Origin of the sequence: Hoeflea sp., from assembly GCF_039975035.1 — a bacterium.
Taxonomy (GTDB): domain Bacteria; phylum Pseudomonadota; class Alphaproteobacteria; order Rhizobiales; family Rhizobiaceae; genus Hoeflea.
In genome coordinates, this window is the sequence record NZ_JBDWHW010000136.1 from 1 (window position 1) to 10,764 (window position 10,764).

10 protein-coding genes are annotated in these 10,764 nt (G+C 58.7%); 3 read left to right on the forward strand and 7 right to left on the reverse strand.

Annotation, left to right across the window (positions count from 1 at the left end; translation table 11 throughout):
• Nucleotides 1–38 precede the first annotated feature (38 nt).
• Complete coding sequence (locus ABJN75_RS11650; protein WP_348439763.1) at nucleotides 39–1,145, reverse strand: dimethylsulfoniopropionate demethylase; 1,107 nt, start codon at nucleotides 1,143–1,145, stop codon at nucleotides 39–41.
• 109 nt (nucleotides 1,146–1,254) lie between these two features.
• On the reverse strand, nucleotides 1,255–2,412 hold the full coding sequence (locus tag ABJN75_RS11655; protein WP_348439764.1) for a HupE/UreJ family protein: 1,158 nt from the start codon (nucleotides 2,410–2,412) through the stop codon (nucleotides 1,255–1,257).
• A gap of 77 nt (nucleotides 2,413–2,489) precedes the next feature.
• Between ABJN75_RS11655 and ABJN75_RS11660 the strand changes: the two genes are divergently transcribed.
• Nucleotides 2,490–3,254 carry a DUF4198 domain-containing protein gene (locus ABJN75_RS11660; RefSeq protein ID WP_348439765.1) on the forward strand — a complete coding sequence of 255 codons (765 nt, stop codon included), beginning with the start codon at nucleotides 2,490–2,492 and terminating at the stop codon, nucleotides 3,252–3,254.
• 158 nt (nucleotides 3,255–3,412) lie between these two features.
• On the opposite strand, the gene ABJN75_RS11665 is transcribed toward ABJN75_RS11660, so the two are convergent.
• From ABJN75_RS11665 to ccoN, 5 genes are all read right to left on the reverse strand, one after another.
• Nucleotides 3,413–5,590 (reverse strand): EAL domain-containing protein, encoded by a 2,178-nt coding sequence (locus tag ABJN75_RS11665; protein WP_348439766.1) that lies wholly within the window; start codon nucleotides 5,588–5,590, stop codon nucleotides 3,413–3,415.
• 404 nt (nucleotides 5,591–5,994) lie between these two features.
• Complete coding sequence (gene ccoP, locus ABJN75_RS11670) at nucleotides 5,995–6,858, reverse strand: cytochrome-c oxidase, cbb3-type subunit III (RefSeq protein WP_348439767.1); 864 nt, start codon at nucleotides 6,856–6,858, stop codon at nucleotides 5,995–5,997.
• 3 nt (nucleotides 6,859–6,861) lie between these two features.
• On the reverse strand, nucleotides 6,862–7,014 hold the full coding sequence (locus tag ABJN75_RS11675; RefSeq protein ID WP_348439768.1) for a CcoQ/FixQ family Cbb3-type cytochrome c oxidase assembly chaperone: 153 nt from the start codon (nucleotides 7,012–7,014) through the stop codon (nucleotides 6,862–6,864).
• 12 nt (nucleotides 7,015–7,026) lie between these two features.
• Nucleotides 7,027–7,758 carry a cytochrome-c oxidase, cbb3-type subunit II gene (gene ccoO, locus ABJN75_RS11680; RefSeq protein WP_348439769.1) on the reverse strand — a complete coding sequence of 244 codons (732 nt, stop codon included), beginning with the start codon at nucleotides 7,756–7,758 and terminating at the stop codon, nucleotides 7,027–7,029.
• 12 nt (nucleotides 7,759–7,770) lie between these two features.
• The gene (gene ccoN / locus ABJN75_RS11685; RefSeq protein ID WP_348439770.1) at nucleotides 7,771–9,390 is read right to left on the reverse strand and encodes a cytochrome-c oxidase, cbb3-type subunit I; all 1,620 of its coding nucleotides are present in this window, start codon (nucleotides 9,388–9,390) and stop codon (nucleotides 7,771–7,773) included.
• Nucleotides 9,391–9,618: 228 nt separating this feature from the next.
• Here ccoN and ABJN75_RS11690 point away from each other — a divergent pair, with 228 nt between their 5' ends.
• A complete protein-coding gene (locus ABJN75_RS11690) occupies nucleotides 9,619–10,125 on the forward strand; it encodes a hemerythrin domain-containing protein (protein ID WP_348439771.1) in 507 nt (168 codons plus the stop codon).
• Between the two features lie 389 nt (nucleotides 10,126–10,514).
• Nucleotides 10,515–10,764: DnaB-like helicase N-terminal domain-containing protein (locus ABJN75_RS11695; RefSeq protein WP_348439772.1), on the forward strand; the 250-nt coding region annotated here is incomplete at its 3' end.

Below are 10,764 nucleotides of genomic sequence, written 5' to 3' on the forward strand. Positions count from 1 at the left end.
CCCGACACCCTGCACACGCCTTGATCAAGATCAAGCCGCTACAACCAGCTTCTGTTCCTGACCCGGGCCATCCGGTTGCCCGCCGGCGTGGCGACTTCCAGCAGCGTCCCCTCGTCCCACCAGTCGCGGCCGATCATGGCGATTGCCACATTGACCCCGAAATCGGGTGACCAGGCAGCCGAGGTGACCTCGCCGGCAAACTCGCCGCCAGCATTGACTTTCCACGGTTCCGGGCACGGCGGCAAGGCCTCTCCGCCCATCTCCAGATAGCGGATTTGCTTGAGCGGACCCTCGCGGGCGACCCTGAGCAGCGCATCGCGCCCCACGCATCCGATCGCCGAGCGCGTATCGCAAAACCGGCCCAGACCGCATTCATGCGGCGTATTGGCACGGGTCATGTCATTGCCGTAGGACAGCATCCCCGCTTCGATCCGTTCGATCAGGTTGGGACAACCGGCACGCACGTCAAGATCCCGTCCGGCTTCGAACAAGGCGTCCCACAACGGCTCGCCGTGCTGCCCGCCCTCGACATAGATCTCGAACCCGCCCTGTTTGGAATATCCCGAACGCGCGACAACCAGATCGGCGCCATTGAACGAAAGCCGTTTGTAGCGGAAGAACCGGATCGACCGCACCTCCTCGCCAAACACCCGCGCGGCAAGATCATCGGCCCCCGGCCCCTGGATCGCCAGTGGCGAGACATCGGGCTCAATCACATCGGCAGCAAGCCTGTAGCCGACAGCCAGTCCCTTGATCCAGAACATCAGGTCGCTGTCGGCGATCGAGACCCAATAGCGGTCCTCGTCCAGTTTGACGGTGACGGGGTCGTTGAGCATCCCGCCGGTCTCGTCCACCATCGGGGTATAATAGCACTGCCCGACCATCATGTCCGACAGATCGCGCGGGGTCAGCATCTGCACCAGTTCTGCTGCCTGCGGCCCGCGGATTTCCACCTGCCGCTCGCAGGCCACGTCCCAGACCTGCACGGCGGATTTGAGATGCCGGTAATCCTCTTCCACCGATGTGAACACCGTCGGCAAAAGCATGTGATTGTAGATGGTATAGGCCGACACCCCTGCCGCAGTGACGCGATCGGTAAACGGCGTGCGCCGGGTTCGGCGGGAAATCGACAGGTATGGCGGCATTGGCGAACTCCACAGGAAATCGCACCCAGGCGGAGCGACACGCCAGATTAGCCGCCGCTAAATCGCCGATGCGCGCCAAATCGCGTCATCCCGGGATTATATTTTCGCGTCAGGCGATCAAACCCGTGCGCTCGGCAAACCACCACGCGGCGACACAGGCGATCGCCAGCGACATCGGCATGGTGATGCGCGCGCGGTACCAGCTCCTGTCCGAAAACCAGGCGCCGAACAGCGCGTAGCAGGCCGCGACCACGGCCAGTTGCCCGGCCTCAACGCCGATGTTGAAGGCGATCAGTCCGCCGGCGAAATGCGCCGGCGACAGGCCGATCTCGCTGAGCACTCCGGCAAAGCCGAGGCCGTGCAGCAGACCGAAACCGAACACCACGAACGGCCGCCACGGGCTCAACCGCGTGGTCGCCAGATTCTCGATTGCAATAAACACGATGGAGGCCGCGATCAGCGGCTCGACGATGCTGGCGGGCAACGAGATCCACCCCAGCATGGCCAGCGCCAGCGTCACCGAATGAGCAACGGTAAACGCGGTAATCTGCACCAGAAGCGGCTTGAGCCGCGGCGACAGCAGGAACAGGCCGACAACGAAAAGGATATGATCGAGCCCCTTGGGAACGATGTGAGTGAAGCCGATGCCGATATAGTTGTAGAAGATCTCGCCCGCACTCAGGCTGAGACCACCTTTCACCGGGATCGGCTGGCTCGGACCGCCGGTATCGAGATAGGCGGAATAGCTGTAATCGCCTTCGGCATCGGGCGTCCGGATGACGCTCGGCCCGAAGGCGGGATCAAACGAGAACGTGACATTTTCAGCGCCCGCAGGCAGCGGTCCGGACAGCACCAACCGGCTGAGCCGGGCAAAATCGGTATCGCCGACCGGATCCAGATCGACATTGATCACTTCGAGCGGGATACCGGCTCCATCTGCCTCAAGCCTGACACCCTCGAGAAACCGTGTTCTGAACCGGTCGAACTCCGCGGCCAGCTCGGTCTCGGTTTTCAGCCGCAATTCATCGTAACGCTGCGCATTGGGGCTGTCATTGGTGTCGCCATGTTCCGCGCCGATTTCAGCCAGCGCCGCCTCCAGGATCAGCGACATGTCGAGCCGTACCGTGCCGTCTCCCGGAAACACAAGATCGGCGATTGCCGGACGGATTTCATGGGCGCGTAGGCTTCCGATGCCTGCCGCAACGAACATCGCAACCAATGCAACGCCTGCAATCACTTGATTTATCGGGCGGGAGAACAGATGCATCACGAGAACCTCAGTGGAGAATGAAAATGAACCGACAGCAATCTCTTATACGGGCGACCGCCCTAATTGGACTGACCTTGGCCGTTAGTCCAGTTTCCGGGCACGAATTCTGGATCGAACCGCAGGCATTCGCGATTGATCACGGCGCCGAAATCCAGGCCGACATCCGTATCGGGTCGGATTTCAAGGGTGATCCGTTTCCCTATATTCCCTCGCGCTTTGCCGCATTCAAGCACCATGACCGGCAAGGCGAGACCGATGTTTACGGTACAACCGGAGACCTGCCTGCGCTGAAACTGACGCCGCGATCGGACGGGCTCAACATCTTCACCTATGTCTCGGTGGCCGAACGGATCAGGTTTCAGGACCGGGAGAAATTCGCCACCTATCTTGAGTATGAAGGGCTGAACACGATCCTCGCACGCCACGACGCACGCGGGCTGCCGCACGACGAGATCAGCGAACTCTACACCCGCTGCGCCAAGACGCTTGTGTCGGTCGGCGATGCGCCGGGTGGTGAAGACCGCGCCACCGGCATGCGGCTCGAACTCGTCGCCGGGCAAAACCCGATGACGCTGTCACCCGGTGCGGAGATGAATTTCAGCCTGCTGTGGGAGGGCGAACCGCTCAAGGACACCCAGGTGGCGCTGTTCCGGCGCGGCGAAGCTGGCGCGACAGCAGCCAGGCTGATCACCCGGACTGACGAGACCGGCCGCGCAACGTTCAGCCTCCCCGCTCCCGGCACCTATCTGGTTGCGAGCGTGCACATGATCGAGGCCCCCGCGGACCGCAACGCCGACTGGCAAAGCTACTGGGCTTCGCTGACGTTTGGAGTGAAATGAAGAGAGTTGGGGCAGCAACCGGCGAAAAGTATGAATTCGCGGTCGGTGCGGGCAAGGCGAGCGCCTGACGCAAAAGCGGTCCGGCAGAAGCCAACGATGGCAGCCCGCATTCTGCCTCGCAGCGATCAATGTGGCGGGCTTCTCTCGCTGATTTTCATTCAGGCCGAGCGCATTTTCAGGCTTGCCTTCGAGTGAGCAATCTTGCTTACCATCTCCGGGATCAGCAATGCGGGAGCAGGTCTGGCATAATAAAATCCCTGTATGGCGTCGCAGCCCATTTGTTCGACCACCGTGACCTCTTCAAGTGTTTCGGCCCCCTCCACAACAATGTTGAAACCGAGACCGCGGCCGAGACCAAGAACACCCTGCAAGACCTGTTGCTTGCGCTGATCCGTGTCGATGTCCGTGATAAAACTCCTATCCACTTTAAGCTGATCAAACGGCAGACGGTTAAGATAGCCCAGTGACGAGTATCCCGAGCCAAAGTCATCAAGAGACAGCTTGACGCCGAGGGCACGAATTCCGGCAAGCACTTTGGCAATCCGGCTCTCGCTGTGATCGACAAACACGCTTTCCGTGATCTCTATGTAGATATGCCGACCTGACACTTTATGGCGTTCCAGGGCAGCCTTCAGAACATCAATGAAATCGGGCTGCCACAACTGGATGGGGGAAACGTTGACCGAGATATGTTTGAAATCGAACTTCTCATCACGCCACTTCGCCGCTTGCTCGCACGCCAGATCGAGGACCAGTGTTCCCAGACCGACAATCTGCCCGCTGGATTCGGCAATCGGGATGAACTTTCCGGGCGAAATCGGTCCTTCGGCAGGATGGGTCCAGCGGGCCAGCGCCTCGACCCCCGCCAAACAGCCTGTTGACGGGATGATTTGTGGCTGGAAATGAATTTCGATCTCGCGTTCTTCAATCGCTATCTGAAGCATGCGATCCATTCGGATTTGATCCTGCAACGCATCATTCATGTCCGAAGAGAAAAACAGGAACTGGTCGCCACCGCCTGCTTTTGCCTTGCGCAGTGCCAGGCCCGCATTCCGATGCGCTTCATCAGCATCTTCGGCGTCATGTTGCAGTAGGACAATTCCAATTGATGCGGCCAGGCGCACTTCGCCTGCGGCGAGTTGGAACGGTTGACGCAATGCTGATACAAGCTTTTCCGCAAGCTCCGCGGTTTGGACAACGGAGCTTTTGTCGCTGATCAGGACAGTGAACTGATCTGATGCAAGGCGTGCAATTTTCGATGTCTCTCCCACTGTGTTGACGATTTGCGCTGCCACGGCTTTGAGCAGAGCATCACCAGTTTCTTGCCCATACGCATCATTGATCTGTTTGAAATTATCAAGGTCGAGATGCATCAGCGTCGACTTCTGATTGCCCGACAGACTTTTCCGGAGCGATCTTTCAAGATCGATAAGATAGCGACTGCGGTTGCCCAGCCCGGTCAGTTCGTCTGTATAGGCCAGATGAGCAAGTTTGCTCTGGAGTGCGACAACCCGTTCAAGACCTTGCGCCAGAGCCCCAATCTCGTCTTGCCTGCTCCTGAACGGCACGGCGACTGCTGGTGCTTCGGCGGCCAGATCATCAGCGTATTTTGCCAGCTGGCGAAGCGGTTTGAGTTCCGTGCTCATGTTCATCACGCCGAACGCAGCAACGAGAACAAGAATAAGGATGGCAGCGACTATGATCTGTGTTCGCAGCTCATTCCTCGCCATAACCAGATCATCTACCCATCCGACATCAACAGCGAGTGCGCCTGCGATCATGCCATTTGCTGTTTGAATCGGGGTCAGATAGGCCAGCCTTAACCGCCCCATTACGGGGACTTCACCAAGATGGGGCTGGTTGTTGATGATGTCCGAATAGGCGGGATGATCGCTTCCAATTGACATTGGAGGAGGAATAGAGCCATCCGGTTTGCGGAAGGTCGTCGCAAACCGGTCAAACGCCCTGGTTTCCGGATTAAGCCTGAACAGGTTGGCAGCACCCTGATTTATCAGGCCAATTTCCTTCAACAGTGGATCGTGCACATCGCGAAACGAGAGCGACATGTCGGCTGTGTCGCCCTTGAGCCGAATAGCCAGTGGCCTGCCTACCGGGTCGCGAATGGTGGAGAACTCTGAACTTAGCCTTTCCGTAAAGAGCGCAGCAGCAGCGCGCGCCGCCCGGTCAATCCGGATGGAAGAATTCGTCTCTGTGACCTGGGAGAGTTTGAAATATCCAAGCGCGGCAGTAATCAGAATTGATACTGAAACGACAATGACCAGCCGCGTCGTAATCCGTCCTGTCATACCGTTGAGCAGGGAAACAATCCTCGACATTCGTCAATACTCCAGCGCGAACCTACAGCAGGAGTATCACCGTTTTATTATATTAAGATTAAGCCACAAATTCCCGCTGAACTGTCGATGCTGTTTCATTTTCACGGCCTTGCATTGGATCGACGCGATGTTGAACGCGCATCCCGGAATCGACAGTGAGGGCGACTGCATTGCGACAGGAATTCGTGGACTGAAGCTCGGCCAAGGCCTGAAAGCCGGACAGGTCCCCATGTCCAATCAGGACCCAAAGCCAACACCCGGCAACTGCGGAGCCATGCAATGTCCCACCACAACGCGGAATCAACGCTCTCTGTCACCTCAACGAAAAACCCCGCCGGACTTGCATCCGGCGGGGATTTGTTTGGCGTCGGGTCAGATCCCGGATTGACGACCAGGGTCAGGTCTTAAAGTCCGCCGCCCAACGTGTGGACATAGACGGCGAGCTGCTTGATTGTCGGCTCGCCCAGACGACCGACCCAGGCAGGCATGACGCCATGCTTGGGGTTGCGGATCTGCGCCGCGATCTCGGCTTCGGTTGAAGCCTTGAGCCAGATGCCGTCGGACAGGCGCGGCGCACCGAAGTCGATGATGCCTTCGCCAGTGTCGCCATGGCAGGCGGCACAGTTTTCCGCATAGATCTCCTTGCCCGGTTCGACCATGGCCGGGTCACGCGGCGTCTCGCTGAGGCTCACCACATAGGCTGACACCTCGTTGATCTGCGCAGGCTCCAGCATATCGGCAAAGGCCGGCATTTCCGATATGCGGGTGTCATCGTCGGCCTCGTAGCGGATGCCGTGTGCAATGGTCAGGTAGATCTGGTCGATCGTCCCGCCCCAGAGCCAGTCATCATCATTGAGGTTGGGATAGCCCTTCGAGCCTGCCGCACCCGAGCCGTGGCATTGCGCGCAATTGACCTTGAAGGCCGAAGCCCCGCCGGCAATGGCGAATTGCAGCAATTCCTGGTCGCCGGCGATATCCTCGACCGGGGTAGCCGCGATCTTTTCGAGCAGGGCGCCCTGCGCGGCCTTGGCGTCAGCCAGTTCCGCAACCACATCCGCCCGGCTGGAATAGCCCAGATAGCCTTTGGTCGCTCCGTTGATCAACGGAATGGCCGGATAGAAGAACATATAGCCGATCGCCCAGATGATGCAGAGATAGAAGGTCCACAGCCACCAGCGCGGCATGGGATTGTCCAACTCGCGGATGCCGTCCCAGACATGACCGGTGGTCTTGACCCCGGACACTTCATCAATGTGTTTTTCGGACATGTCTCAGTCCTCCTTCAACGGGATTTGCGCTGCTTCGGCCGCGGCTTGCTTGGCGCCGGGGCGGAACATGAAGAGCACCACGCCAACGAACACGACGAACAAGAAGACAAGCCCCCAGCTGTCGGCGAAATGGCGCATTGCAGTATAGGTTTCCATTACACCATCTCCCTATCGGTAACCGGCAGCTTCGTCATAGGTCGAGAAATCGACCAACGTACCAAGCATCTGCAGGTAAGACACAAGCGCATCCATCTCGGTGACTTGCGCCGGGTTGCCATCAAAATCGCCGATCTTGACCTTGGGATAGCGCTCCTCGACACCCGAGGTATCCGCCTCGGGATCAGCTTGCGCTGCCAGGTCGGCTTCCGCGTTCGCAATCATCTCCTCGGTGTAAGGCACACCGACAGCCAGGTTGGCTTGCAGGTCGGCCGTGACATTGGCCACCTTGAGCGGAGTGGTTTTCAGGAACGAGTAGCTTGGCATGATCGATTCAGGCACCACCGAGCGGGGCTCGGTCAGGTGTTCGACATGCCATTCGTTCGAGTAGCGATCACCGACGCGGGCGAGGTCTGGCCCCGTCCGCTTCGATCCCCACTGGAACGGATGGTCGTACATCGATTCCGCCGCAAGGCTGTAATGGCCGTAGCGTTCGACCTCGTCCCGGAAGGGACGGATCATCTGGCTGTGGCAGGTGTAGCAGCCTTCACGGATGTAGATGTTGCGCCCCGCCAGCTCCAGCGGGGAGTAGGGCCGCATTCCGTCGACTTTCTCGATTGTGTTCTCGAGATAGAACAGCGGTGCGATCTCGACGATGCCGCCGATGGAGACCACCACGAGCGAGCCGACCATAAGCAGCGTCGCATTCCGCTCGATGATACCGTGTTTATTTAACAGTGACATGGTCTTGTCTCCTTACTCTGCCGGCTGCATGGCGGGTACGCTGCCCGGGATCGGGGCCTCGTTCCGCTCATGGCCACGGATGGTCATATACACGTTCCATCCCATGATGATGCCGCCGGTCAGGTACATCAGTCCGCCAATGGCGCGGAGCAGATAATACGGGAACATGGCCGCCACGGATTCGGCGAAGGAATACACCAGGAAGCCCTGATCATTGTATTCACGCCACATCAGGCCCTGCTGGATGCCTGCAACCCACAGCACCGCCGCGTAGACAACGATGCCGAGCGTGGCCAGCCAGAAGTGCCAGTTGACCAGGCGCATGGAGTACAGCCGCGGACGGTTCCACAGTCTCGGCACCAGATAGTAGATGGCTCCAAAGGTGATCATGCCGACCCAGCCGAGCGCACCGGAATGCACGTGACCAATGGTCCAGTCGGTGTAGTGGCTCAATGAATTGACCGCCTTGATCGACATCATCGGGCCTTCGAAGGTCGACATGCCGTAAAAGGCAACCGCAATCACCATCATCCGGATGATCGGATCGGTGCGGATCTTGTCCCAGGCGCCAGACAGCGTCATCAGACCGTTGATCATGCCGCCCCAGGACGGCATCCACAGCATGATCGAGAACACCATGCCAAGCGTCTGCGCCCAATCCGGCAGAGCCGTGTAGTGCAGATGGTGCGGACCGGCCCAGATATACAGGAAGATCAGCGACCAGAAATGGATGATCGACAGCCGGTAGGAATAGACCGGACGGCCCGACTGCTTGGGAATGAAGTAGTACATCATGCCCAGGAAGCCGGCGGTGAGGAAGAACCCGACCGCGTTATGGCCATACCACCATTGGGTCAGCGCATCCTGAACCCCTGCGAAAGCCGAGTAGCTCTTGGCGCCCAGGAACGACACCGGAATGGCCAGATTGTTGACGATGTGCAGCATGGCGATGGTGACGATGAAGGCGAGGTAGAACCAGTTGGCCACATAGATGTGGGGTTCCTTGCGCTTGAACAGCGTACCCATGAAGACCACCAGATAGGCGACCCAGACGAGCGTCAGCCACAGATCGACATACCATTCGGGCTCGGCATATTCGCGGGCCTGGGTGATGCCCAGCAGATAACCGGTTGCCGCCATGACGATGAACAGCTGGTAGCCCCAGAACACGAACCAGGCCAGATCACCGCCGAACAGCCGTGCGCGGGAGGTGCGCTGGACCACATAAAGCGATGTCGCGATCAGTGCGTTGCCGCCAAAGGCAAAGACCACCGCGGAGGTGTGCAGCGGACGCGTGCGGCCGAAGTTGAACCAGGGTTCGATATTGAGATCCGGATAGGCCAGCTGGAAGGCGACAATGACACCGACCAGAAAACCGACAATACCCCAGAAGGTGGTGGCGATGATGCCGTAGCGCACCACCTCGTCAAAATAACCGGATTTGTCGTCGGCAGATTCACTGGCGACTTGTGAGAATTTGATTCGCCGCAGCAACAGCACGGTGCTCACCAGAAGCACGAAGAACAAGACCCACATATGGGCCTCGAACTCAGCATCCTTGGCGAAAGCCACGCCGAGCAACGCCAGGAAGGCGCCTATGCCCACGACGATTGTTTCGAAAGCGTATTTCATGGTTGGTATCCCCCAGGGGTATCAAATCGGACCCGGTCAAACATCCAGCACGCCTGCCCCCTTTAGACAAGCCACCAGCCCCGACCGAGCAACTTCAGCATTCGCAGATGCAGCATCAATTTGCCTTGATCCAGGTCAAGGACGCAAGCGGGAGCCGACCATAGTCTCATTTTCAGGGAAATTAGACTGGTCAGATAAAAACAGCTCACTTACCGCGATTGGTTCTTGATGACGGATGATGCCACAATCAGGCTGGCGCCCGGAGAAAATCCGATATCGGCCCTGCGCAAGGCGCACAGGGAGAAACTAATGTTGTGCGACCGGCTTGAAGAGATCGCCGATTCCCTCCCCGACAGCGTCAACAGGCAGAAATGCATCTACGCCGCCCGCGCCCTCGGCCCGATGATCCGCGGCGTCCATCGCTTCGAGGAGGATGTGGTGTTTCCGATGATCGCCCAATGGTTCAAGGGCGATGCAAAAGTGGATGCAACGCTCGAGCGCTTGCGGTTCGAGCATTGCGAGGACGAGTGCTTCGCCGAGGAACTGACCGAAGCGCTGCACGATCTGGGAGCCGGAAAGCCTGATGTCAATATCGAGGCGATCGGTTACATGCTGCGCGGCTTTTTCGAAGCCATGCGGCGTCATATCGCTTTTGAAAGCGAGTACTTGCTGTCAAAGGAAAACCTGTCGGCGGTCAATCCTAAAGGCGAAGATGTCCCGGATCACCATAAGTGATACCGATCAGCATCTGACGCCAACAGCGGTAACATGCAGCTGCCCCGGTAATCCCTCCTACCGGCGCAGAATCGCGCGGCCGTCACCTGAAGACAACCTCCAGCATCGGTATCATTGTAACCATGAGCCGGATGATCATGAACGTCACCGCCCGCACAGCGACACCTTGAGCCGCACTCCCGATTCGGCTCCTGAAGCAAGCCGCCGCCTGACGATTTCTTGCCGCTGCGGGCAAATTGCCGTCCCCTTGCTGTGGACAAGTGTGGACAACGTGCACAACATGAACGCTTCGGCGAATCGCATGCAATTTGGACTGGTCATGTGCTGACATGGCCGGTGACTATTGCTACGCCGGTCACTGCCCGCCCCCAGTTCAGGACCGCCAGACAATGAATGACGCTGCCCGCAAGATAGAACCGATTCCGGCCCGAGCCGAAAAGAGTCCGTTGTTTCGCGAGGCCCCGTCAAACATCGAGGCCGAGCAGGCGCTGCTGGGCGCGATGCTGGTCAACAATGATGCGTTCTACCGTGTCTCGGACTTTCTCAAGCCTGACCACTTTCAGGAACCGCTGCACCGCAAGATCTACGAGGTCGGCGGCGACATCATCCGCATGGGCAAGACCGCCAACCCGGTGACGA

What these genes read in the sequence shown, in the direction of transcription:
- ABJN75_RS11650 (WP_348439763.1), bottom strand. Translation starts at nt 1,145, where the DNA reads ATGCCGCCATACCTGTCGATTTCCCGCCGAACCCGGCGCACGCCGTTT.
- ABJN75_RS11655 (WP_348439764.1), bottom strand. Translation starts at nt 2,412, where the DNA reads ATGCATCTGTTCTCCCGCCCGATAAATCAAGTGATTGCAGGCGTTGCA.
- ABJN75_RS11665 (WP_348439766.1), bottom strand. Translation starts at nt 5,590, where the DNA reads ATGTCGAGGATTGTTTCCCTGCTCAACGGTATGACAGGACGGATTACG.
- ccoP (WP_348439767.1), bottom strand. Translation starts at nt 6,858, where the DNA reads ATGTCCGAAAAACACATTGATGAAGTGTCCGGGGTCAAGACCACCGGT.
- ABJN75_RS11675 (WP_348439768.1), bottom strand. Translation starts at nt 7,014, where the DNA reads ATGGAAACCTATACTGCAATGCGCCATTTCGCCGACAGCTGGGGGCTT.
- ccoO (WP_348439769.1), bottom strand. Translation starts at nt 7,758, where the DNA reads ATGTCACTGTTAAATAAACACGGTATCATCGAGCGGAATGCGACGCTG.
- ccoN (WP_348439770.1), bottom strand. Translation starts at nt 9,390, where the DNA reads ATGAAATACGCTTTCGAAACAATCGTCGTGGGCATAGGCGCCTTCCTG.
- ABJN75_RS11690 (WP_348439771.1), top strand. Translation starts at nt 9,619, where the DNA reads ATGACGGATGATGCCACAATCAGGCTGGCGCCCGGAGAAAATCCGATA.